This is a genomic window from Deinococcus multiflagellatus (assembly GCF_020166415.1).
Classification (GTDB): domain Bacteria; phylum Deinococcota; class Deinococci; order Deinococcales; family Deinococcaceae; genus Deinococcus; species Deinococcus multiflagellatus.
Map to the genome: position 1 here is coordinate 104,693 of NZ_JAIQXV010000002.1, position 22,642 is coordinate 127,334.

At 69.0% G+C, this 22,642-nt stretch carries 23 protein-coding genes and 1 tRNA gene; 10 read left to right on the forward strand and 14 right to left on the reverse strand.

The window, feature by feature from the left end; translation table 11 throughout:
* Positions 1–175: 175 nt before the first annotated feature.
* Both K7W41_RS03495 and K7W41_RS03500 read right to left on the reverse strand, forming a co-directional pair.
* Positions 176–844, reverse strand: coding sequence for a YDG/SRA domain-containing protein (locus K7W41_RS03495; RefSeq protein ID WP_224604770.1), 669 nt, complete (start codon positions 842–844; stop codon positions 176–178).
* Positions 841–2,337, reverse strand: a complete 1,497-nt coding sequence (locus K7W41_RS03500; RefSeq protein WP_224604773.1) for a carboxypeptidase M32 — start codon at positions 2,335–2,337, stop codon at positions 841–843. The genes K7W41_RS03495 and K7W41_RS03500 overlap by 4 nt, the downstream gene beginning before the upstream one ends.
* A 63-nt stretch (positions 2,338–2,400) precedes the next feature.
* Between K7W41_RS03500 and K7W41_RS03505 the strand changes: the two genes are divergently transcribed.
* From K7W41_RS03505 to K7W41_RS03520, 4 genes are all read left to right on the forward strand, one after another.
* A complete protein-coding gene (locus K7W41_RS03505; RefSeq protein WP_224604775.1) occupies positions 2,401–4,233 on the forward strand; it encodes a S9 family peptidase in 1,833 nt (610 codons plus the stop codon).
* A gap of 17 nt (positions 4,234–4,250) precedes the next feature.
* Entirely contained in the window at positions 4,251–5,090 is an 840-nt protein-coding gene (locus tag K7W41_RS03510) for an ion transporter (protein ID WP_224604777.1), read from the forward strand.
* A 250-nt stretch (positions 5,091–5,340) separates the two neighbouring features.
* Positions 5,341–5,871 carry an RNA 2'-phosphotransferase gene (locus K7W41_RS03515; protein ID WP_224604780.1) on the forward strand — a complete coding sequence of 177 codons (531 nt, stop codon included), beginning with the start codon at positions 5,341–5,343 and terminating at the stop codon, positions 5,869–5,871.
* Positions 5,872–5,880: 9 nt separating this feature from the next.
* Positions 5,881–6,621, forward strand: coding sequence for an SIR2 family NAD-dependent protein deacylase (locus K7W41_RS03520; protein ID WP_224604783.1), 741 nt, complete (start codon positions 5,881–5,883; stop codon positions 6,619–6,621).
* Positions 6,622–6,792: 171 nt separating this feature from the next.
* On the opposite strand, the gene K7W41_RS03525 is transcribed toward K7W41_RS03520, so the two are convergent.
* A complete protein-coding gene (locus K7W41_RS03525; protein ID WP_224604785.1) occupies positions 6,793–7,788 on the reverse strand; it encodes an NUDIX domain-containing protein in 996 nt (331 codons plus the stop codon).
* A gap of 29 nt (positions 7,789–7,817) precedes the next feature.
* Here K7W41_RS03525 and K7W41_RS03530 point away from each other — a divergent pair, with 29 nt between their 5' ends.
* The 3 genes from K7W41_RS03530 to K7W41_RS03540 all read left to right on the forward strand — a co-directional run bounded on the left by K7W41_RS03530 (position 7,818) and on the right by K7W41_RS03540 (position 10,925).
* A complete protein-coding gene (locus K7W41_RS03530) occupies positions 7,818–9,032 on the forward strand; it encodes a lipid-A-disaccharide synthase-related protein (RefSeq protein WP_224604787.1) in 1,215 nt (404 codons plus the stop codon).
* A gap of 402 nt (positions 9,033–9,434) precedes the next feature.
* A complete protein-coding gene (locus K7W41_RS03535) occupies positions 9,435–10,433 on the forward strand; it encodes a hypothetical protein (protein WP_224604788.1) in 999 nt (332 codons plus the stop codon).
* Entirely contained in the window at positions 10,434–10,925 is a 492-nt protein-coding gene (locus K7W41_RS03540; protein WP_224604789.1) for a hypothetical protein, read from the forward strand.
* A 71-nt stretch (positions 10,926–10,996) separates the two neighbouring features.
* Here K7W41_RS03540 and K7W41_RS03545 read toward each other — a convergent pair whose 3' ends face one another.
* Together K7W41_RS03545 and K7W41_RS03550 are read right to left on the reverse strand one after the other, a co-directional pair.
* Entirely contained in the window at positions 10,997–11,698 is a 702-nt protein-coding gene (locus K7W41_RS03545; protein WP_224604790.1) for a creatininase family protein, read from the reverse strand.
* Between the two features lie 70 nt (positions 11,699–11,768).
* A complete protein-coding gene (locus K7W41_RS03550; protein ID WP_224604791.1) occupies positions 11,769–12,986 on the reverse strand; it encodes a hypothetical protein in 1,218 nt (405 codons plus the stop codon).
* 120 nt (positions 12,987–13,106) lie between these two features.
* On the opposite strand from K7W41_RS03550, the gene K7W41_RS03555 reads away from it, so the two are divergent.
* Positions 13,107–14,357, forward strand: a complete 1,251-nt coding sequence (locus K7W41_RS03555) for an aminotransferase class V-fold PLP-dependent enzyme (RefSeq protein ID WP_224604792.1) — start codon at positions 13,107–13,109, stop codon at positions 14,355–14,357.
* A 66-nt stretch (positions 14,358–14,423) separates the two neighbouring features.
* Here the strand turns inward: K7W41_RS03555 and K7W41_RS03560 are convergent, their stop codons facing one another.
* From K7W41_RS03560 to K7W41_RS03590, 7 genes are all read right to left on the reverse strand, one after another.
* Positions 14,424–15,269, reverse strand: a complete 846-nt coding sequence (locus K7W41_RS03560) for a TM2 domain-containing protein (RefSeq protein ID WP_224604793.1) — start codon at positions 15,267–15,269, stop codon at positions 14,424–14,426.
* An 8-nt stretch (positions 15,270–15,277) separates the two neighbouring features.
* Positions 15,278–16,096, reverse strand: a complete 819-nt coding sequence (locus tag K7W41_RS03565; RefSeq protein WP_224604795.1) for a class I SAM-dependent methyltransferase — start codon at positions 16,094–16,096, stop codon at positions 15,278–15,280.
* Positions 16,093–17,088: an AAA family ATPase gene (locus tag K7W41_RS03570; protein WP_224604797.1), complete on the reverse strand. Its 996-nt coding sequence runs from the start codon at positions 17,086–17,088 to the stop codon at positions 16,093–16,095. Before K7W41_RS03570 ends, K7W41_RS03565 begins: the two co-directional genes overlap by 4 nt.
* Positions 17,081–17,671 carry a nicotinamide mononucleotide transporter family protein gene (locus K7W41_RS03575; RefSeq protein ID WP_224604799.1) on the reverse strand — a complete coding sequence of 197 codons (591 nt, stop codon included), beginning with the start codon at positions 17,669–17,671 and terminating at the stop codon, positions 17,081–17,083. The genes K7W41_RS03570 and K7W41_RS03575 overlap by 8 nt, the downstream gene beginning before the upstream one ends.
* The gene (locus K7W41_RS03580) at positions 17,668–18,111 is read right to left on the reverse strand and encodes a hypothetical protein (protein ID WP_224604802.1); all 444 of its coding nucleotides are present in this window, start codon (positions 18,109–18,111) and stop codon (positions 17,668–17,670) included. The genes K7W41_RS03575 and K7W41_RS03580 overlap by 4 nt, the downstream gene beginning before the upstream one ends.
* A complete protein-coding gene (locus K7W41_RS03585) occupies positions 18,105–18,593 on the reverse strand; it encodes a hypothetical protein (protein WP_224604803.1) in 489 nt (162 codons plus the stop codon). Before K7W41_RS03585 ends, K7W41_RS03580 begins: the two co-directional genes overlap by 7 nt.
* Before the next feature lie 181 nt (positions 18,594–18,774).
* Positions 18,775–18,849, reverse strand: a tRNA-Thr gene (locus K7W41_RS03590).
* Between the two features lie 94 nt (positions 18,850–18,943).
* On the opposite strand from K7W41_RS03590, the gene K7W41_RS03595 reads away from it, so the two are divergent.
* A complete protein-coding gene (locus K7W41_RS03595; RefSeq protein ID WP_380056235.1) occupies positions 18,944–19,672 on the forward strand; it encodes a PIG-L family deacetylase in 729 nt (242 codons plus the stop codon).
* Between the two features lie 59 nt (positions 19,673–19,731).
* On the opposite strand, the gene K7W41_RS03600 is transcribed toward K7W41_RS03595, so the two are convergent.
* Both K7W41_RS03600 and K7W41_RS03605 read right to left on the reverse strand, forming a co-directional pair.
* Entirely contained in the window at positions 19,732–20,733 is a 1,002-nt protein-coding gene (locus K7W41_RS03600; protein ID WP_224604806.1) for a ParA family protein, read from the reverse strand.
* Between the two features lie 2 nt (positions 20,734–20,735).
* Positions 20,736–21,191, reverse strand: a complete 456-nt coding sequence (locus tag K7W41_RS03605; protein ID WP_221089295.1) for a peroxiredoxin — start codon at positions 21,189–21,191, stop codon at positions 20,736–20,738.
* A gap of 232 nt (positions 21,192–21,423) precedes the next feature.
* On the opposite strand from K7W41_RS03605, the gene K7W41_RS03610 reads away from it, so the two are divergent.
* Positions 21,424–22,518 (forward strand): acyl-ACP desaturase, encoded by a 1,095-nt coding sequence (locus K7W41_RS03610; protein ID WP_224604807.1) that lies wholly within the window; start codon positions 21,424–21,426, stop codon positions 22,516–22,518.
* The last annotated feature ends 124 nt before the right edge of the window (positions 22,519–22,642 follow it).

Here is a 22,642-nt window from a genome sequence, read left to right on the forward strand (position 1 = left end):
GTCCTGTGGGGCTGATACGGGACTCCTCTGATTCCAAAGCATATTGGAAAGAGCGCAGGGGTGCTTTTCCATCGCCGTAGTCCCGTATTTTCTCGTGTTCGCTCCGCTCAGGCTCGCCTTCGGCTCACCTGAGTTCCGTATGATACGGCTTCCGAAAAATTCCCGGGAATCCGGCTTAAGCCAGCGGCCCAGGCTCCTCGCCCCCGTGGGGCTGGCCCAGGGGCCGGATGTGCGCCGCCTCGGCGTAGGGGCCGGCGGGCGTGGAGAGGCGCAGGCCGCACAGCTGGCAGGTGTGGTCGTGCCATGCCTTGACCTGGGCGGCGTGACGGCTCAGGCGGCGCAGGCGGGTGGTGGCGTGCCGGTCAGGGGCCGCCGTGGCCGCTGTCGGCCCCTCGCTTTCCAGGGTCGCCTCACTCTCCAGCAGAAAGCGCCAGATGCGGTAGCCCGACCGCCCCACCTCATGCCAGAAGGCCGTGACCAGAAACAGGCCGTCGTAGCGGTAGGTGGCCCCGGCCACGCGCCGCACCACCCGCACCGGCTGACCCAGCAGGTGGCTGCGCGCCAGGGCGAGGTTGCCACGGGTCAGCAGCTGGTGGGCGGTCTGGGCCCCGGTCCGGGGGTCGCGCCCGCCCTCGCCGGTGTACAGAATCTGGTGGCCGCTGTCCTGGTCGTCCTCGTAGCCGCCAGACAGCACCACCGACACCGCGCCGCCCAGGGCCGTGCCTGCGATCCCCGCTTGCAGGGGGCGGTGCACGCCCGCCTCGCTCAGTGCCCGCCGCCCCTCAAAGAGGGTGCCGGGCGGGCAGCCGGGCAGCTCGCCCACCAGCGGGGCCGCCGCCTTCACGCGCCTAGAGCGGCGTACTTCTGGCGCAGGTAGGCGAGGTAGGGTTCCACCGTCATGGGCTGGCCGGTCACGCGCTCCACCAGTTCGCCCGGGGCATAGCGGCGGCCCGGGGCGTACACATGCTCGCGCAGCCAGGCGTGCAGGCGCGAGAAATCGCCGCGCGCAATATCCGTGTCCAGGCCCGGGGTGGCCTGCCCGGCCGCCGCGTAGAACTGCGCGCTCAGCACGTTGCCAATCGTGTAGCCCTGAAAGGCCCCACCGATGCCGCCGCCGTACCAGTGCACGTCTTGCAGCACGCCGTCCACATCGCTGGGGGCCCGCAGGCCCAGGTTGGTTTCGTAGGCCGCGTGCCATGCGTCGGGCAGGTCGCGCACCGCGAGGCGCCCGGCCAGCAGTTCGCGCTCCAGTTCGTAGCGGATGATCACATGCAGGTTGTAGGTCAGCTCGTCGGCGTCGGTGCGGATCAGGCTGCGGCGCACCACGTTCACGGCGCGGAACATCTCGTCTTCAGTCACGTCCGCCAGTTGCTCGGGGAAGGCATCCTGAAAGCGGCCAAACTGCCCCGCCCAGAAGGCGCGCGAGCGGCCCACGAGGTTTTCCCACAGCCGCGACTGGCTTTCATGCACGCCCGCGCTCACGCCGCCGCCCAGCGGCGTATCCAGGAATTCCTCGGCCACGCCCTGCTCGTACATGGCGTGCCCGGCCTCGTGCAGGGTGGAATACAGGGCGTCGGTGGGGTCGTCCTCGCGCACCCGGGTGGTGATGCGCACGTCGTGGGCGCCCAGGCGGGTCATGAAGGGGTGGGCGGTCAGGTCCTGGCGCCCGGCGGCCGTGTCGTAGCCGTAATCGCGCGCAATGGCCTCGCCCAGCGCCAGCTGGGTGGGCACGGGGTAGTGGCGGGCCAGGAAGTCGGTGCGCACCTGGGCCTGCGCGGCCTCGTCCACCATCGGCACCAGGGCCTGGCGCAGGGCGGTAAACACCTCGTCCACCTGTGCGGCGGCCATGCCCTCATCGGCGGCGTCAATGAAGTAGTCCATCGGCGTGGCGAATTCCGGGAAGTACGAGGCCATCTGCTGGCTGAGGTCCAGCGTTTTTTCGAGCAGCGGGGCCACGCGCGCAAAATCGTTGGCGGGCCGGGCCTGGGTCCAGGTGGAGTAGGTTTCGCCCGCATGGCCCGAGAAGGTCTGCACGAAGGCGCCCGGCAGCCGCGTGGCCCGGTCAAAGTTGCGCCGCGCCACGGCCAGCATGCGGGTCTGGGCCGGGCTCAGGTCGCCCAGCCCCTCTGCTTCGTCCAGCAGGCGGCCATAGGCGGCGCTGGTGGCGCGTTCGTGGCGCAGGCCCGAAAGCAGCGCGCTCTGCCGGGCGCGGCCCGCCGCCGCGCGGGGCGGCAGGTAGGTGCTGCGGTCCCAGCCCAGCAGGGCGCCTATGCCGCCCAGGTCCGCCAGGTCCTGCCAGTGGCGCGTGAGGGCCGTCCAGGTCTCCGGTTGTGTCATGGGGTTCAGGGTAGCGCGTTGATTCGGGGCAGCGCTGCGTTTTCGTCCATGCCACACTGCTTCATGCCCACCCCCCTGCCGCTGGAGGAACTTGCCGCCCTGCCCACCATCCTTGGCCTGGTCGTGTCCCCTGACGGCGAGCAGGTGGCCTTTTACGCCGACTGGACGGGCCGCTTCGAGCTGTATACCCTGCACCTGGGCACCCGCGAGCAGCGCCAGCACACCAACGGCGAGCTGCCGCGCACACCACGCACTGTGCCGGTCTGGGGCGCCGACAGCGCCCGCCTGTTTTTTGCCCGTGACGAGGGCGGCGATGAGCGCACCGCCCTGTTTGAGCTCCCTCTGGCGGGCGGCGCCGTCCGCCCGCTGTTCCACGCGCCGGGCAGCATGGACTACCCCGTTCAGGCGCACCCGAACGGCGCGCACCTGCTGGTCAACTCCACGCGGGGTGGGCAGCTGAACGTGTGGCGCTATGACCTGCGGGCAGAGGGCGAGGCCGCCTGGACCCCCCTGACCCAGCTCCCCAACACCACGCAGGCCGTGGCCTACAGCCCGGACGGCACCCGGATCAGCCTGAACACCAACGAGAGCCCCAACCTGCGGAACCTGGACGCCTATGTGCTGGACGAGGGTGCGGCCAGCCCACGACGGGTGTGGCAGGTACGCGAGGGCAGCCGCGACAGCGCCGGGCACTGGCACCCACAGGGTGAGCAGCTGGCCGTGAGCAGCGACGCCGACGGCCACAGCCGCGCCGGCATTCTGACGCTGGGCAGCGGTGAGGTGAGGTGGCTGACCCCGGCCGATGGTCAGACCGAGGAAACGCCTGGGCATTTCTCGCCGGACGGCCAGTGGTTACTGGTCACCCGCAGCGAACACAGCGCCGCGCTGCCCGTGCTGTACGCCACGGCGGGTGGAGAGGCGCGCACCTTGCACCTGCCGCCCGGCCTGACGGTGGGCGGCCAGTTTGCCCTGGGGGGTCGGGCGCTGCTGCTGCGCCACACCACGACGACCACCCGCCCCGACACCCTGCTGTACGACCTGGAGACCGATACCTTTGAGGTGCTGATGGCGGCCGGGCACGGCACCCTGGACCCCGCGCACTTCACGCCCGGGCAGTACATTCATTACCCCACCACGGATGGGCTGGAGGTGCCTGCCATCCTCTACACGCCCCAGGGCCTGAGCCCGCAGGGGCGCCACCCCGCGCTCATCTGCGCCCACGGCGGCCCCACGGCGCAGTTCTTCCGGGCCTTCGACGCCGAAGTCCAGTATCTGGCCAGCCTGGGTTACACCGTCCTGTGCCCCAACGTGCGCGGCAGCACCGGCTACGGCGTGGCGTGGCGCGACGCCAACCTGAAAGACTGGGGCGGGCGCGACCTGGCCGACATTGCGGCGGGGGCGCAGTATCTGCGGGGGCTGCCCCACGTGGACCCCGCGCGCATTGGGCTCTTTGGGGTCAGCTACGGCGGCTACCTCTCGTACCTGGCGCCGGTGAAATACCCGGACCTGTTCAAGGTCAGTGTGCCCATCGTGGGCATCACCGACCTGCACCAGCTGCACGCCGACAACAGCCGCGACATGCCGCAACTGGGCTATTACTTCCGCACCATGATGGGTGACCCGGTCGAGGACGCCGAACTGTGGCGCGACCGCAGCGCGGTGACCCACGCGCACGCCCTGAAGGCCCACCTCTTCATGATGCACGGCGCCAACGACCCCCGCTGCCCGGTCAATCAGGCACGCGGTTTCCGGGATGCCCTGCTGGCCACCGGGAAGCAGGAGGGCCAGGATTTCGAGTACATCGAATTCGCGGACCAGGGGCACGGCACCGCCGATATTGAAGGCAAAACGCGCAGCTACCGGCTGCTGGCCGACTATCTGAGGCGGCGCTTGTAGGGCGCTACACTGGGCCTGTGGGCCACACTGCAGATCGCCGCGCTCCGTGGCGGGCCGCGCTGGGCGACATCATCTACAACGCCGACACGCCCGCCGGGCGGGTGTTCGACCTGTTTCTGATCGCCGCCATTCTGGTGAGCGTGCTGGCGGTCATGCTGGACAGCGTGGCGCCCTTCCGGGTCCGGCACGCGGCGGCGCTGGACGCGGTGGAGTGGGCCCTGACGGGCCTCTTTTCCCTGGAATACCTCCTGCGGCTGATCACCGCGCGCCGGGCGTGGCATTACGCCCGCAGTTTCTTTGGCGTGGTGGACCTGCTGTCTATTCTGCCGGCCTATCTGGCGCTGCTTCTGCCCGGCGCCCAGTACCTGCTGATTATCCGCGTGTTGCGGCTGCTGCGCATTTTCCGGGTGCTGAAACTGGTGCGCTACCTCAGCGAGGCCAGTGTGCTCACCCGGGCGCTGCAGGCCAGCCTCGCCAAGATCACAGTGTTTCTGGCGGTGGTGCTGACCTTGGTGGTCATTCTGGGCACCCTGATGTACGTGGTGGAAGGCCCCCAGCACGGCTTTACCAGCATTCCCACCAGCATCTACTGGGCAATTGTTACGCTCACCACCGTGGGCTACGGCGACATTGCCCCCAAGACGCCGCTGGGCAAAGGGCTGGCCTCGCTGGTGATGATTCTGGGCTACGGCATCATTGCGGTGCCCACCGGCATTGTGACTGTGGGGCTGACCCAGGCGCAGCGCAGCGCCCGCCGTGAAGCCGCCCCGGCCGTGACCTGCGCGCGCTGTGGCCTCTCGCCCCACGAGCCTGACGCCCGGTACTGCCGCCGCTGTGGCGAGGGGTTACCCACCTGACGGAGGGGCTGGGGGAGAGGGTGAAGGTCCTCTGACAGCGGTCTTCCGTTCCGCCCAGGGGAGGAAAGCACCCCCTCAGCTCCACTTCATTCGCTGTCTGTCGCGGTCACTCGCGCCGCTCGCACCACCTGACCTGCAGGGTTCACCTTCAGGTCAGATGGGGACCGCTATGACACCTGCGCCCCACGGCGGACCCGGAGATGCCCATCTGGCGGATGACCCCGGCCACCTGCCCCGTCACACTGGCGCCATGAACGACCGAACCCTCTCCAAGCGCCTCTCGTACCTGCTGCGCCACGCGCCGCACGAGGCGGGGCTGACCCTGGCCCCCGGCGGCTGGGTGCCGCTGGAGCCCCTGCTGGCCCACCTGCGCGTGACCCGCGCCGATGTGGAACGGGTGGTGGCCGGGAACGACAAACAACGGTTCAGCCTGCGCGGCGACCAGATTCGGGCGAACCAGGGCCACAGCGTGCCGGTGGACCTGGAACTGGTGCCCCAGACGCCCCCAGAAGTCCTTTACCACGGCACCCACCCCGCCGCCCTGGCGGCCATTGTGCAGGACGGCCTGCGCGCCATGAGCCGCCACCATGTCCACCTCTCGGCTGACCGCGAAACCGCTGCCCGCGTGGGCGCACGCCGGGGCAGGCCCGTGGTCCTGACCGTGCGCGCCGGGGCCATGCACGCTGCCGGCCACCTCTTTTACCGCAGCGAAAACGGCGTGTGGCTGGTGGACCGGGTGCCGCCTGAATTTCTGGCTGACCGGGCCACGGGGCCGCGCTAGCCTGGGGCCATGACGCCCGAACAGGCCCGCGCCGCCCTGAATGCCGCTTCCCGCGTGGCCGTGCTGACCGGCGCGGGCGTGAGTGCCGAGAGCGGCATTCCCACCTTCCGCGACGCCCAGACCGGCCACTGGGCGCGCTTTCGCCCCGAGGATCTGGCCAGCCCTGGCGCCTACCACCAGAACCCGGCGCTCGTGTGGGACTGGTACGCCGGGCGCTACCGCGACGTGCTGGCCGCCCAGCCGGGCGGCGCCCACCTGCGGCTGGCCGAACTGGAACGGCGCAAGGGCCAGGGTTTTTTCCTGGCCACCCAGAACGTGGACGGCCTGCACGGGCGCGCGGGCAGCGGCCAGGCGGGCGGGCGCCTGGTCGAACTGCACGGCAATCTGGTCAGCGGGCGCGACGAGGTGACGGGCGAAATCTTTCCCCTGCCCGCCCCGGATGAGCTGGTCACGCCGCCCACCTCGCCCCGGGGCCACCGCATGCGCCCCAACGTGGTGTGGTTTGGCGAATTCCTGCCCGAAGACGCCCTGGCCGACGCGCAGCTGGCCTTTGCCCAGGCCGAGGTCGCGCTGGTGATCGGCACCAGCGGCGTGGTGTACCCGGCGGCGGGGCTGGCCTTTAAAACCCTGAACCGGGGCGGCGTGGTCATTGAACTCAACCCCGAGGCCACCGAGCTGACCCCCCACGTCACCTTCAGCCTGCGCGACGTGGCCTCGCGCGGCCTGGACACCCTGATGGGCCCGGCCTGAAGCGGGTGGCCCGGGGCCCGGCCGCTCCGGGCACTGCGGGCACAGTGGCGGCCAGTTCCACCCACGGGCCAAACGACGGTCCTTCAACTCTGTTGGGCCGCTGTCTTTCCAGAACGCGCACTTCGTTCGCCCCAGACCCATTGAGAGGAGAACCCGGTCTGGGTTTCGCTGTCAGACGGGCGCCGACGCGGCATCCTGCGCCCGGCGCCACCAGTTCACCTGGGCCTGGACCAGTGGGCCACTCAGGGCGTCATCAGCGGGCAGTTCGTGCATACCGAACCAGCCCACCTCCAGCACCTCGCCGGGCTGCGGCACCAGCTCGCCGCTGACCCCCTGGGCGCGGTACAGCACCGACACGTTGTCCACCACGTCCCCGTTGGGGTAGGTAAAGCGGTATTCGGGCCCGGCGAACATGTCCAGGGGCGTCAGGGTCTGCGCGCGCAGGCCGGTTTCTTCGAGGAGCTCGCGCGCGGCCGTCTCCTCGAAGTGTTCGCCGGGTTCCAGAAAGCCGCCCGGCAGGGTCCAGCGCCGGGTGTGGCCGTGGCGCAGCAGGAGCAGCCGGCCCTCGTCGTCGGTGACCAGCACGCTGGCGCCGGGGGCGGGCCAGGGGCGTGGCCCGATCACCCGGCGCAGGTCCAGCAGAAAGTGGCCGAGTGGGGGCGGCGGCGGGGTGGGGGCCAGCGGTAGGGGGGGCAGGCCCGCCCAGCCGCGCAGCAGGGTCATGGACGCGCGGTTGGCGTTGCTGCTCAGCGGCGGCAAGTCGTCCAGCGGAAACCAGCGCAGCTCCAGGGTTTCGCCGCTGTCGTCGGGCTGGGCATGGTCCAGCGCCGACGCGGGCAGGGTGCCGTGGGCCCGCAGGCCCACCACGTAAATCTCGTCGCCGTGCGGGTAGCGGTGGTACAGCGCCGGGCCACTCTGCAGGCCGTCCGGCAGGGGCAGCAGGCGCAGGTTCTCGCAGTGCAGGCCAGTTTCTTCGAGCAGCTCGCGCCGCGCGCCGCTCAGAAAGTCCTCGCCGGGCTCCAGGGCGCCGCCGGGCTCGCTCCACAGGCCGTCGTCGCCCCGGCGCTGCAGCAGCACCCGGCCCTGCTCGTCCTGCAGCAGCACGCCCACGGCGGCGCCCACTAGGGGGCGGGTGCCCCACACCTTGCGCAGTGCCATCAGGTTCATGGCGCCCACCCTACGCTAGCCTGCAGGGCGTGACGACCAACTTTCGGCGGGGGAACGCCATCCTGATCGTCTCCAACGGGTACGCCGAGGACCTGATCGGGGCGGCCCTGGCGCGCGAACTGGTGCGGGCCGGGCGGGGGCCCGTGCTGGCCCTGCCCCTGGTGGGCGAGGGCCGCGCCTACGTGGGCGCCGCCGAGGTGCAGGGCCCTCCCCTCAGCCTGCCGTCTGGCGGCTTTCCCTTTGGCAGTGTGGCGAACCTGCGCGCCGATCTGCGCGCGGGGCTGCTGACCGTGTCGCTGCGGCAGTGGGCAGCGGCGCGGCGCCTGGGCACCCAGGCCGGGCCGGTGATCGTGGTGGGCGACACCTACGCCCTGCTGGTGGGCACCCTGGCCGCGCGGGCCCAGCCAGTGCCCCCGGGCGCGCGCCTGGCCCTGACCCACCTGCAGCCGCTGGTTTCGGTGCACTACGCGCGTGGCATGTCCTGGGGCGCCCACCTGCGCGAACTCAACGCCCTGGGCGCCAACCTGTTTATGCCCTGGGAGGTGGCGCTGGCACAGCAGGCGCGCCGGGTCTACACCCGCGACCAGCCCTCGGCGGCGCATCTGGCCCGGTGCGGGGTGAACGCCGTGTACCGGGGCAGCTTTGCCATGGACATCCTGCCCCCGCCGGAACGCGACCTCTCGCCGCTGTTGGACCGCCGCCCCCTGCTGGCCCTGCTGCCCGGCCAGCGCGGCGACGCGGCCTTTTCACTCCCCATCATGCTGGAGGCGGCGGCGGCCCTGCCGGAGTTGCAGAGTGCAGTGGCCTTCGCCCAGCCCCTCTCGGCATTGCCCCCGCTGCCCGGCTGGACGGTAGAAGCGGTGGACGACGCCACCCTCTGGCTGTCGCGCGGCCCCGTGCGGGTGCTCGTGGTGCGTGGGGCCTTTGCCGCCGTGGTGCGCCGCGCGGCCCTGGCGCTGGGCACCGCTGGCACCGCCGCCGAACAGGCCGCTGGGCTGGGCGTGCCGGTGATTGGCTTTCCCACGCCGGGGCCGCAGTACGTGGCGGGATTTGCCCGCCGCCAGGGCCGGTTGCTGGGGCGGGCGCTGACCGTGGTGGCCCCAGATGCCGGCGCGGTGGCCCAGGCCGTCCGCCACCTGCTGACGAGGCCCCGGCTGTTCGCAGCGGCTGCCCGGGACGGGCAGGACCGCATGGGCGCGCCCGGGGCCCTGGCGGCAGTGGCAGCAGAACTGGACAGGGTCTAGGCGCGGGGTAAGCTCCGGGTCAGTCCCCCCTGGGCACCCGCACAACTGCAATGCAGTCAGTCGGGGCCCGCCCTATCACAGGGTCCGGCACGGACGCGCCAACTTTGCGCTCTGCCGGGCGGGCCACAGGGCGTACGCTGGTTGCCGAGGCTCAAGATGGGATTGAACCAGCCGGTCAGAAAACCAGGAGGAGCGCCCACCGCGTCCCCAGCCCAGACGAAAGCGGGACCTGCACCCGCCGCTGGGCCCCAGCAGACCCGCACGTCGCAGGCGCGTTCTTCTCAGGGCACACCGGGTGTCAGAACGGCGGCGCCGGCCACTGCTTCTACAACGCTCTCTGCGCCGGCCATCTCGCAGGCGCAGGCGTGGTACAGCGCCCGCAAGGACCAGTACACCCCGGCTGTGTTCCGCGCCATTCAAACCAAACTGGGGCTGCCCGCCACGGGCGTGGCCGATGCGGCGACCCTGGGCGGCATCGCCCGGTGGCAGGCCCAACACCGCATGGACCCCATTGAAGGCCAGTCTGAAGCGTTCGCCCGCAACGGCATTGCCAGTCCGAACGTGTTGCAGCACCTCTTTCCCACGGGGCTGGCCCGCCCGGAGGTGGCGCAGGCCTTTGTCAGGGACCTGAAGAAGGAAGTGGCGCGCTGGCCAGTGGGGCAGCACCAGGACGTGATGAGATTGCAGGGGGCAGAGCGGGTGCTTAACGAGGCCCTGCAACGGGCAGGCGTTCCGGGCGTGAGACTGGTGATTGGTGAATTGGGAGACACAACGAACGCCCAGTTCGACCGTGAGCGATGGGTCATCGTGATTGATGACGATCTGTTTCCTTTGGGCAAGGGGGCAGTCAGCCAGGAAGTCCTGGGAAACCTGATTCAGACCCTGTACCACGAGGCCCGGCACGCCGAGCAGAATTTCGCCTCTGCTCGGTTGGCTGCTGGCCGAAAGCAGGCGCTGCCGCAGAAGATGTCGCCTCAGGCGCTGAAAGCAGCCATAGCCAAACCCTTGCCGGCAGCCAGCATCGAGGGGATCAAAGCGGCAGCCATTTATGACAGCGTTTTGGGCAAATCTGCACGGAGTCGAGAGCAGGTGTACGCCAACCTGGATGAGTCCAGTGCGGACGTTGACCGTCTGTCAGACGCCATTAGGCATCTGGTTAAACAACAGACTGATTTGGAGATAGCGTCTTACTACATTCCTGCGCAAGATCAGAAAGCCTTACAGGCCAATGAAATCCTGTATGCAAAGGTGACCAAACAGCTTCTACCACTACGTGCGGCTTACCAAGCTGCCTTAAACACAAATTCAAACGCATACCGGCAATACAGAATGCTCCCTGAAGAAGCCGACGCATGGCGGCAAGGTGAGAAAGCCAAGCGCATTTTTGAGGGCAAGCGGTAGATGCGATTTGTCTGCTGTGTCATCGTCAGTCTGGCGCTCTCTTTGGTGGCCTGCCGACCTCAAGAGCAAACCTTCCCTGCACTGCTCTCCTCCATTACGGCGGCCATGCAGGGTGAGGCTGGCGATGAGTCGCGTTTGACGAAGCTCTTGGGGCGAGTCGTGCCAGACCAACAAGAGGGGGCGTTGACTTGGCGCGTCCTTTCTGAGTCACGGTGGGTGGCTCTGGCGGAGATGCAGCGCACAGTGGGGCCATCTATAGATGTGACCCTGACCTTGCGCGAGCCTCTGAAGCTAGGTGAACTGACGGGGATGTTCGGCCCACCTCTGCGGTCCGACCAGACATCTCGTTTAGAGGTCGCCTACTTCTTCACTCTTCAAGACCATCATCCACGCTTCGAAAGTTGCCGTTTGTTTACTGAGGCGAGCCGCCAAAAAACCTTAGAGGAATTTGGCGCTTGGAAGTTGGAATTGATTTGCTGGCGCCGCGTATAACTTCGCCGTCTTGATTAAAAACAGAGAGGGCTGAACCTCGTGATAGCCGCGTAGGCAGGCTTGCACCCACTTTATGCCCAGCCCCCCTGCAGCAGCGCCCGCGTTTCGGCCACGGCCTCTTGCCAGATGCGCTGCATTTCGCGGTCGGGGCGGCGGTGCAGGCCGCCAAAGTTGCCGTCGCCCAGCCGGGCGCGCACCTCGGCCGGGGGCAACTGGCGCAGGGCCCCCAGGTCCACCATCGGCTTACGCTCCTCGGGGGCGCTGACGCATTCCAGGCGGGTCCAGGGAAAACTTTCCATCCAGCTGGCGTGGCTGGCCAGTTCGTCGGTGGCCTGCACGGCGGCCCAGGTGCGCGGCGCGTTCCACCAGTTGTGCCACTGCACCCGCGCGGCCGGGTGCCGGGCCAGCCACTCGCCCAGCCAGCCCTGGGCCGGGGCGTTGCCGCCGTGGCCGTTAACCACCAGGATGCGCCGGAAGCCCTGCGCGTGCAGGCCGCTCAGCAGGTCGTCCAGCAGGGCCAGATAGGTGCTGGTGCGCACGCTTAGGGTGCCCGGGTAGGCGGTGAAGGTGGGCGTGATGCCGTAGGGCAGCGCAGGAAACACCGGGACGCCCAGGTCCTCGGCGGCCTCGCGCGCCACCCGCTCGGCCAGCAGGGTATCGGTGGCCAGACTCAGGGTGGCATGCTGCTCGGTGCAGCCCAGCGGCAGCACGCAGCGGTCATCCTGGGCCAGATACGCCTCGACCATCTGCCAGTTCATCTCCTGAATGCGCATGGGTTACGCTAGCGCACAGAAAGCCGGGACAGCCCTGAAAAGGACCATCCCGGCTTCAGCCTTCAGGGGTTCAATACGGCATGAACAGCTTGCCCAGGCTGTCCAGGGCGCCGGGCAGGTCGGTCTGGATCAGCTGGCCGTCCTTGACATACTTCACCTGCACCTGATCGCCGGGCTGCAGGTTCACGTCGCTTCCATCGGCCAGGGGCCCGAAGGCGGTGAGCATGTTCTGGCCGTTGAAGCTCACCTTGGCGTTCACCGTGCCGCCCACCTTCTCGAAGGGCCGCTCCACGCCCAGGGCCTTCTGGCTGAATTCCAGGTTGCTCAGGTCGCGCAGGGCCAGGGTCAGGTCCAGCTTGTGGCTGGGCACCTCGGCGCTGGCGTTCAGGTCGGCGCGGGTGGGGGTAAAGGCGAAGGTGCTGGGCGTGCAGCGGCCCGCCGTCGTGCCGCGCACGTCCAGCTTCACGCTGGCTGCCGCCTGCTGCTTGGTGGTGGCGTAGCGCGCCCGGGCGTCCAGGCTGATGTTCTGGGCCGTCCAGGCGTAGTTCACGCTGACCTGCGCGGGCGGATTCAGTATGCGCCCAGCCCAGGCGCTGAAGCTCAGGGTCTCGGGGCCCATCAGGTTCAGGCAGTCGCCGGGGGTCATGGTGAAGGCCGCGCCCGCCACGGTCTTGCCGCTGCGCGTCACCGTGCCGCTGGCGTTGGTGGGGACTTCCTGCTGCACATTCACGATCTGGCCGGTGCCCGGGTTGTAACGGGTGCCCGCGTCCAGCCACGTGGTGGCGGCGCCACTGACCTTCCACTGCACGTCCACCTGCAGGTTCAGTTTCTCGTCAATCAGCACGTAGCCGTTGGTCGGGACCCTGTCCGTCTGAATCTCTCCGTTGGCCTTGTAGGTCACCGTGCCGGTGGGCAGCTTCTCCTGCACCGTGGTGATCGCCTGCGCGCTCACGGTGCCCCGGGCCTGCGCGGCGAAGCGCTGGGCCAGCTGGCGGCCCAGGGCGGTGGGCTGCAGGTTCAGGGGCTGCGCGCCGCCGGGGCCCATCAGCACCAGCAGGGCCTTGAGATCCGGGTCCAGATCGGGGTTGCGGGGGTCCAGCAGGGCGTTCAGTTGCTTGCCCGCGCTCTCCAGCTGGGCCGGCACCTTCTGCATGTCGAGGGCCTGCCCGGCCACCGGGGCGGCGGGGGCTTGGGTAGCGGGGTCTTCGGGGGCGGGGGCGCGGTAGTTCCAGTCGCACGAGGCGAGCAGCACGGAGGACAGGGCCAGCAGGGTCAACGAACGTTTCACGTTCAGGAGCTTAGAGAGTCTTCATGTCTCTGTCGTGCGGAGTTGACTGGAGCCCGGCCCCATCCACCCGGTTCGGACAAGGCCCGCCCGCCCACGAAAGCCGCAGCGTAGCGTGGGCCCATGAGCGACGCCGCCCGCCCCGACCAGCCCTGGAGTTATGAAACCGCCGCCGTGCAGAGCGCCATTCCGCGCGGCCTGGGCCAGACCATCGGGTTTCCCATTCACGCGGCTGCCGCCTTTCAGTTCGACTCGCTGGACGAAGCCCAGAGCGAGTTTCAGCAGAACACCGGCCTGAGTTACGCCCGGTTGCAGAACCCCACCGTGCGCGCTCTGGAAGAGCGGCTGACCACCCTCGAAGGCGGGAGCGCCACCGTGGCGGTGGCCAGTGGGCAGGCGGCCACCCTGACCGCCATCCTCAGCGTGTGCCGGGCAGGGGACCATGTGGTGTCCGCGTCCAGCCTGTTTGGGGGCACCACGGGCCTCCTGAACAACATCCTGCCGCTGATGGGCATTTCGGCGACGCTGGTGGAGAACACGCCGCAGGCCATTGGCGCGGCCCTGCAGCCAAACACCCGGCTGGTCTGGGCCGAGATGATCAGCAACCCGGCCGGGGACGTGGCGGATATTCGCGCCTTTGCTGAACTGGCGCACGCCCAGGGTGCCCTGCTGGCCATTGACAACACCTGTGGGGGCGCCGGGTTTCTGTGCCGGCCGCTGGAACACGGCGCCGACATCGTCGCGCAGTCGCTGACCAAGTGGGCGGGCGGCCACGGCAGCGTGCTGGGCGGCGCGGTGACGGTGGGGACCGGGCACGACCTCACGCGCAACCCCATCTTTACTGAGGGGGGCGAAACCAGCATCCTGAATGTGCGCGGCGCCGCGGCCCTGGCGTGGCGTCAGCGCTGGCTGGGCGCGCACCAGCTGGGCATGACGCTGGCGCCCCACTCCGCGTTCCTGATCGCCCAAGGCTTAGAAACGCTGGCCCTGCGCCTGACCCGCGAGAGCGAAACCGCCCTGGCCCTGGCCCGCTGGCTGTCGGCCCATCCCCAGGTGGGCAAGGTGAGTTACCCCGGCCTGGACAGCCACCCGCACCACCACCTCGCGCAGACCTACCTGCGCGGCGGGCAGGGCGCGGTGCTGACCTTCGAGGTGCCGGACCCGGCCGCCTTCCTGTCGCGGGTGCGGGTGCTGCGCATCGCCCCCAACCTGGGCGACGTGCGTACCCTGGTGGTGCACCCCTGGACCACCACCCACGGCCGCGTGCCCGAAGCGGCGCGCTTTGCGGCCGGCGTGACCCCCACCACCATCCGCATGAGCGTGGGCGTGGAGGCCCTGGGCGACCTGCAGGCGGATATCGAACAGGCCCTGTAGGGTCGATGGTCAATGGTTGATAGAAGTTGCCTTTCCTATCAACCATCAACCATCACCCATTGCCCCCTACAGCCACGGCTTCTTGCCCATCAGGTACTCGCGCTGGAAATCGGCGTCGCTCTTGGTGAGGTAGATGATGCCTTCCACCAACCCCAGCAGGCCCACGATCATGGGCACGAAGAAAAAGACGGCGCCCACGATCACCAGCGAACCGATGATGCCCAGAATCCAGCCGCCGATGGTGGCGCCCAGCATCAGCAGGCCGGGGGTGGTGTTGCCCAGATAGAACTTGTGGACCCCCAGGCCACCCAGGAAGATTCCCAGCAGGCCGGCAATCAGTTTTTTCTGCGCCACGTCGCCGGAGGCTGCCCCCTGGCTGAAGCCCTGCATCAGCTGGCGGGCCGAGTCGCCCAGGCTGTCAAAGTCGCTGCGGCTGGGCGCGTGGCTGGGGGCTGGCCCCTGCGGCACGCTGGGATTGCGGGCCCCGCCCGTGGCGCGCGTGACCCAGTCATCCTGCGGCGCGCTGGCGTAAGGGGCGCTGGCCGGCGCGTGGTGGGCCGGCTGTGCCGCCGGCTGGGGCTGAGGGCCGGCATGCGGCGCCGGGCCGCGTGCCGCGTCGTCCACCCACGAGGGCGCGGGACTGGGGGCCGGGGCGCTGCTGGCAGGCGCCGCCGCCTGATCCACCCACGACGGGGCCGGTGGGGTGGGTATGGCCTCCGGTGACGGGCGGCCCGAGGCCACGTCATCGACCCAGGACGGCGCGGGGGGTGCGGCTGGCCGCCCGGCGTCCGGAATGCGCAGGTCATTTGCGGCGGGCGCCGGGGCAGCACTGGAGGCGCCCAGCACCTCGTCCACCCAGGACGGCGCGTTCCCAGAGGCGGAGGGCGACTTGGGGTCGTCTGGGTTCGTCATGCTTCACATTACGCGATCCAGCCAGGGCGCGTTGCGTCCCCCGGAAGATGCAGGCCCGTACCCACGATGACCGGCAGGGGCACACTGAGGGGCCCGGCCGCAAACAGCGGCGCCAGCGCGGCGCGGTGCTCGTCCAGCAACTGGGCGCGCTGGGCCGCCGGCAGCCCGGCCAGGGGCGCGCCTTCCAAGCCGGCCTGGATATCCGCCAGCCGGGCCTGCGGGCTGGGGAGCGTGTAAAAGAGGGGGTGCAGCGCGGCGCTGGCCTGCAGGCCGCCCGCGCGCAACACGTCGGCCAGGGCCTGCGGCGTGGGCAGGCGGCCCAGGGGGGGCGAGCCGGGTTTCAGGCCATGCGCCCCCAGCGCCGCGCGCCACAGGCCCGGCAGGTCGCCCAGCAGCCCCGCCCCGAAGCTTGAGACCACCAGCCGGCCCCCAGGGCGCAGCACCCGCGCCCACTCGCGCACGGTGTGGGCCATGTCCGGCATGAAGAACAGCCCAGCGGCGCAGATCACGGCGTCGAACTGGGCGTCTGGAAAGGGCAGCCGCGCGGCGTCTGCCTGCACGAAGGTCGCGCCGGGCAGCTCCGCGCGCGCCACGGCCAGCATCCCGGCCGAGAGGTCGGTGCCCACCCGCGCCCCGCTTCCCCCGTGGGGCAGGGCGCGCAGCACCGTGCCGGTGCCGGTCATCACGTCCAGCACGGCCTCGTGGGGCTGCACCGCCGCAACCTCTGCCACGAAGCGCGCCGCCTGGGCCAGAAAGCCCACCTCGTCGTAGGTGGCGGCCACCGCGTCAAAGAGGCGGGCATTGGCCTGCTCGCGCTCGCCGCTCATCCGGCCTCCAGGCGGGCGCGCACCTGCGCCACCCGTTCGGCCACAGAACCGCGCAGCACGGTGTAGGCCACCCCGCGCGTCTCCAGATCCTGGCGAATGAACGCCTGCTGCACGGCGCGGACCTCAGTGTTGGCGCGCCACCCGTCCTGTTCGTGGGGCAGGTCGGTGTCGCACAGGAACGTGTGGGCGTAGCGGGCGCGACACTCGTCCGCCAGGGCCTGCAGTTCGGGCAGGGCCGTGCCGGTCAGCAGGTGGGACCACATCAGGGTGGTGGCGGCGTCGGTGTCGCAGAAGACCCAGCGGTGTACGCCGGGGGTGCGGGCGGCCTCGGCTTCCAGGGCCCGCTGGCCCCGGGCGATTTCCAGAAAGTGGTCCGGATTTAGCTGGCCCTGTTCGCGCTCGTAGACATCCCGGCCGTATTCGCGCACCCAGGTCGTGCCCAGCGCCTCGCCCAGCGCGCGCGTCAGGGTGCTTTTGCCGGTGCTCTCGGCGCCCAGGATATTCACCCGGCGCACAAAATGGGCGTACACCAAGGGGTCCAGAAAGGCCCGGTGGGCATGCACGTCGGCGCGCAGGGCGCTTCCGCTGATCGGCACCGTCTGCCGCGCCCGGTCCACGCACCCATGCGCCGCGCCCAGGTCCGCCGCCAGCGCGTCCCCGTAAGCCTCCGAGGTGAACACCGCGTCGGGGAAAACGCCCCAGCCCCGCAGCACCGAGCGCACATACGCGCGGTGCACGGCGTCGGGCTCGTCGTTCATCGGCGGATTCGGGGCGTCGGGAAGCAGGTGCAGGCCTGGAAACAGCCGCTGTGGGTACAGCTCGCGCAGCCAGCCCCGGCGCAGCGGCGAGGGCATCTCCGGGAAGTCCGGGCGGGAATACACCCAGACGCTCAGGCGCTCGCAGCGGGCCAGCGCGTGGTCCAGCAGGTGCAGGTGGCCCCGGTGGAGCGGCGCAAACTTGCCGATCACCAGGCCGTGGCGGAATTCAAGCAAAGGCCACCGCCCGCGCCTCGTCGCGCCGCCACTGCCGCCAGCCATACACACTCATGGCCGCCAGCACGAACTGCAGGCCAAACAGCACCCAGTACTGGGTATGCCAGAAGTACACCGCCTGCACCGCATTGACCAGGATCCACACCGGCCACGACCAGGACCAGCGGCGGGTGGTGCCGAAGTTGGCGACCAGGGCCAGCGTCACGGCGGCGAACTGCACCCAGTTCCAGACCGCGCTGAAATCCGTCACGGCCACGGTGAAGGCAAAAATGAGCAGGCTGGCGGCCCAGGTGACGCCGTACCACGCAGGCTCATTGAAGCGGATCTCGCCCTTCGCCCGTCGCGTTTCCAGGTGCCACAGGTACAGGCCGTGAAGGCCGAACAGCAGGTACGTGACCTGCAAGCCCGCAAACATCCACTGCCCGCCAGCGAGAAACAGCAGGAAGTAGGGCAGCAGCGAGGCGTTGCTCCAGTGCCAGTAGGTGCTGCGCTTGGACCAGAGGTAATACAGGCTGACCAGCACGCACAGGCCGCCTGCAAGGTCCAGGGCGAGGGTGGGGATGGAGAGGCCAAAGAGGGTCATGGGGTCACCGGCCAGAAAGTCATGGTGTTCAAGTCGAGGGTGTACCTTGCGGCGGCCACCCCGTTCTCAACGGCGTCAACCTCGAAAAGCAGTCGGTTGACAACGTGGGCGTCGGTCATGATGCGGTCTATCCACAGGGCCTGCTCAGGCTGATTGCCGATGGCCAGAGCTGGGGCTGGAGCGAGCTTGGTCTGTAGCGCTTGGGTCAAGCTGAGAGACGGCACGTCCTCGGGGCTGTACTCAGGCGGCAGTGGCAGCTGCATCAACCAGAAGCCATAACCAACTATCACGATCAACCGGCCTTCAGGCTCTATCCAGGCGCCGGTCGGATTGCCGTACATCCACCCCAGGTAGAGGTCGGTGCCACCGGGCGCCTGAAGGTACACATGGTCGTGATCGGAGCAGACGGCGTACCCTGCTGCCGCTGCCCAGGTCACCATGACCCCGCCGGCCAGTTCACCGGCAGGTGCGTTTCGGGGTCAATGCGCCCGCTGTAGCCGGCGCCTGCAAAATGCGCCAGCACGCGAATGGGGCCAATGATCCCTGCATTGAAAGTGTCCAAGTCCTCGGCGGGCACCCACAGTTCCTGGTGGCGGTCTTGCGCGCCCACCACCTGAATCTCGTAACGGGTGGCGACCTCGGCCTGCACCTCGAAGGCCGTCACAAAACCCACAGGCGGATCGTTGCGCTTGGCGTTCCAGTCGCGGGCGATCTCCTCGGCGTACTCTGCATTCAGCACTGGGTAGAAAATGGGCTGGTCCGGCAGGCGTGGCGGCCACGCGCGCCAATCGCGCTCGGCCACCAGGCGCAGCTCGTGCAGGCCGGTGGGCCGGTAGAGGGTCACGGTGTCGCCCACTGGGGGCCAGGGCACGGTGCGCTCGGCCTTCGGGGGAAAGAGGGTGTCCAGCCAGTCCGGCGTCATGGGACAAGCCTTCTTGTGTGGGCAGCAGGGGCGCGGGCTTGCATGGTGACACCATCATGTCAGGCGACGCCGGGTGAAGGCATCCGCTTTGCGGCCGGTGTACCTGCACCGTGCCCACAGGTCGCCAGACCTCTGCCCCGGGCCAAAAGCAAAAACTCCGCGCGGGGCGGAGTCTTGTCTCTGGAGCCGAGGGTCGGATTCGAACCGACGACCTACTGATTACGAATCAGTTGCTCTACCCCTGAGCTACATCGGCAAATGAAAGCGCGGGCTTCCAGGGAAGCTCAAAGAGTATAGGAAGGGCGCCTGGGGGTGTCAAGGCGCGCCTCGGGCGGCCTATGCTGGCGGGCGTGAGCCTGCCCTCCGCCCCCTTTCAGACCATTTTTGGCGCCGTGCAGCCGCTGGACTGGCTGTGCCTCGCCCCCCACCCCGACGACGCCGAGATTGGCGCGGGCGGCACCCTCATTCGGCTGGCGCGCGCGGGGCGGGCCACCGGCATCCTGGAACTCTCGCGCGGGGAGCGCGGCACCCAGGGCACCCCGGAGGGGCGAGTGGCCGAATGCGTGCAGGCCGCCGCCATCATGGGGCTGGCGTGGCGCGGGCAACTGGGGCTGCCCGACGGCGAACTGCGCGACACCCTACAGGGCGCCCACGCCCTGGCCGCCGCGCTGCGGGCGGTGCGTCCCCGCGTGCTGGTGGTGCCGCACCACCACGACCGCCACCCGGACCACTTCGGTACCTACCACCTGGCCAAGCGCGCGGTGCATCTGGCGCAGCTGAAAAAGGCAGACCTGATCGGCGAACCCCACCGGGTCGCGCGGGTGCTGCTGTACCAGGGCAACTCGGACATCCGGCCCACGCTGCTCATTGATGTGGAAGGGGTGCAGGATACCTGGGCGCAGGCGGTGCTGGCCCACGGAAGCCAGTTTGGCGGCGCGCCCATCTCTGAGACCGTGACCCCCGAAATCGTGGAGCGGCGCCGCGCCCGCCTCACGTACTGGGGCACCCTGGCCCGCGCCCGCTACGCCGAGGCCTTTGAAGCCGAGGACCCGCTGCTCGTGGACCCACTGGCGCTGTAGGGGGTTAGACGACTTTCCGGGAATGGACGGAATTCGTCTTTCTTTCTTCGGAAGTCGTATTAGCCCTCGCTCTGGGTGAGGCTGCTCAGCCACGTCCCAAAGGGGCTGGCGCTGCCCTTCACCTGCCCGCGCAGGCGATCTTCCAGTTCGTCGGCAAGGTCCAGGCCGTACTTGTAGGCCGCCTGCCCCCCCACCACATTGCTGCCGTACTTGTCGCGGTAGGTGGCCGCCGGGCGGTCGTGGCTCATGGCTTCGGCCATGGCGTTGGTCTGGGGCAGGCGGGTGTCGAAGATAGGCGGGGTGGGCTCGCCCGTGGCCTCAAAGGCGCGCGCCAGGTCGCCGGGCAGCCGCGACAGGCCCTGGCGGTGCTGGGTGCTGCTGCCCTGGTACTTGGTGATCAGCACGCCCAGGCAGGTCAGGCGCAGGCCCCGGGCGCGGCGCAGTTCGGCAATGCGGCCCGCAATCTGACCGATGCCGTAGGTGCTCAGGCGGTCGGGGATGGTGGGAATGAGGTAGTGGTCGCTGACCTCCAGGCCGTTCTGGGTGACGAAGCCCAGGTTGGGCGGGCAGTCAATGAGCACATAATCGTACTCGGCAAAGTGCGGCGCCACGTAGCGCTTGACCACCTCCATGGGGTTCACCGCGTAGTGGGTGCGCGCGGCAATATCCTGCATGCGGTCTTGCACGTCAATCAGGCGAATGGAACTGGGCAGCAGGTCCACCCGGCCGTAGCGGCTGCCTTCGGGCAGGCGGGCCATCACCTCGGCGGGCACGCGGTTGAGGTTGCTGGCCCCGCGCACTATGGCCTGCGCCGGGTCGAAGCCCTGGGTGCCGTGCAGCAGGTCCAGAAACAGATGGGCCAGCGTTTGCCCGGCCTCGTCCGCCTGGGCCCAGCGCTCCTCGCCGATCAGGGCCAGGGTGGCGTTTGTCTGGGGGTCCAGGTCCAGCACCAGCACCCGTTTTTGCTTCAAGAAGGCCAGGGTGTCGGCCAGCTGCACGGTGGCGGTGGTCTTGGCCACGCCGCCTTTCAGGTTGATAAACGACAGGACAGTGGGGCTCATGGCTACAGCTCGCGCAGTTTCGCCAGCACCACTTCGGGGCGCACGGTGTAGGCCCCGGTGGTTTCCTCGACGTGCTGGTAGCGCACGACCCCTGCTTTATCAATCAGAAAGACCGCCCGGCCGCTGATGCCGCGCTCGTCAATCGCCACGCCGTAGAGCCGGGCCACGTCCAGCTTCATGTCGGCCAGCAGGGGCACCTCAATGCCGTACTCGGCGGCCCAGGCCTTGTGGGCATGCACCGAGTCGCGGTTGATGCCCAGCACCACGGCGCCGGCATCGGCAAAGTCGTCCTGGCGCCCGGAATATTCGGGCAGCTGCATGGAGCACACCGGGCTGAAGTCAAGGGGATAGAACACCAGCACCACATGCTGCTGGCCCCGGTAGCTGCTCAGGGTGATCTGCTCGCCGGTCGAGGCCGGCAGGGTGAAGTCGGGGGCGGGCTGTCCCACAAGGCTCATACCGGGCAGTGTAGAGCAGGGCCGCGGCCCGGCGGGCCAGAAAGGACGACTGGGGCAGGGCGGAACCGGGTGCCCACCCAGAGCTGATCGCCGCCTGAAGGAAGCCTTCAGCTTGAACTGTGTCCCGCTTCACGCCTGCCGAGGGCCTGTGGGCCTACCCTGGGTGGGTACCGTCCCCCGCGTGTGCCGGCAAGCCCGCTGCCGGGGCGGGGCCCCCTGAGGAGGAACGCCCATGGCCGATGTGATGCCCCCCAACATGCTGCACGAGCGCCCGCGCACCCCCGCCGGCCTGCTCAGCAATGCCGAAAAAGACCGCCTGATTGAACGTGGGTTTCTGGGCCTGTACCGCTGGTACACCGCCCGCAGCCAGGAAACGCGCAACTGGAACCCCGACCGCTCCTTTGAATGGCGCCAGCTGCGCCAGGACATGCCCCCGGAAATCATCACGGTGCTGCAGGGCTTCTTCGCCGTCGAGCAGTACGCGCCGGACTTCACCAGCAACCTTGTGCATCTGGTCCGGCGCAGCCACGGCCGCTCGCACTTTCAGCTGCGCTGGGGCAGCGAGGAGGAGAAGCACGCCGACGCCTGGGAAAACGCCGTGCTGTTCAGCGGCCAGCGCAGCCCGCAGTGGATCGAGGAGTACAAGGAGCGCCTGAAGTCCCAGACCTGGGAACTGCCCTTCCCCGACGCCATCCATAACCTCGTGTACACCGTGTTTCAGGAGCGCGCCACCCAACTGAACTACCTGAACATGATGAAAATCGCCCAGGGCAAAAGCGACAAGCCGCACCTGCAGGGTTTCTCGGACCCGGTGCTGGCCAAGGTGGCCCAGACCATCGCCGTGGACGAGGCCGCGCACTACAACTTCTTCCTGGAAGGCGTGCGCATGTACCTGTACTACTACCCCGAGCGCACGCTGAACGCCATCAAGAACGTGATCGGGCAGTTCTCCATGCCCGCCGCCACGCTGGTGCCCGACTGGGAACAGTTTTTCGAGACGGTGTACCGCGCCGGCATCTACGGCCCGCGCGACTTCCAGCGCGACGTGATGCAGGTGGCCTTCCGCAACATGGGCATTGAAAGCCGCAAGGCCCTGGAAGAAGGCATCCGCAAGACGCGCGAGGTGCCGGATTTTGACGGCGGCAACTTCAAGACCACCGCTATTTTCGAGACCTTCGATTACGGCGCGGTGGAAGGCGACGTGAAGCGCCTGCACGTCAAGATTCAGGACTACGAGAAGGAAATTGGCTTTGACCTGTACGACCCCACCGAGTTTGTGGTGAACCCGGAAGTGCCGGTGCAGGACACGCCGGCGGCCGACGACTGAGAGACAAGGCCCCAGGCCACGGGCTGCACGCTTCGGCGCGCAGCTCTTTTTTGCGGCCACGCGGTGGTCTGTGCCATCCTGGGCGGGTTCCGCTCCCCCTTCCTCCCCCGCGCTTTCAAGGACG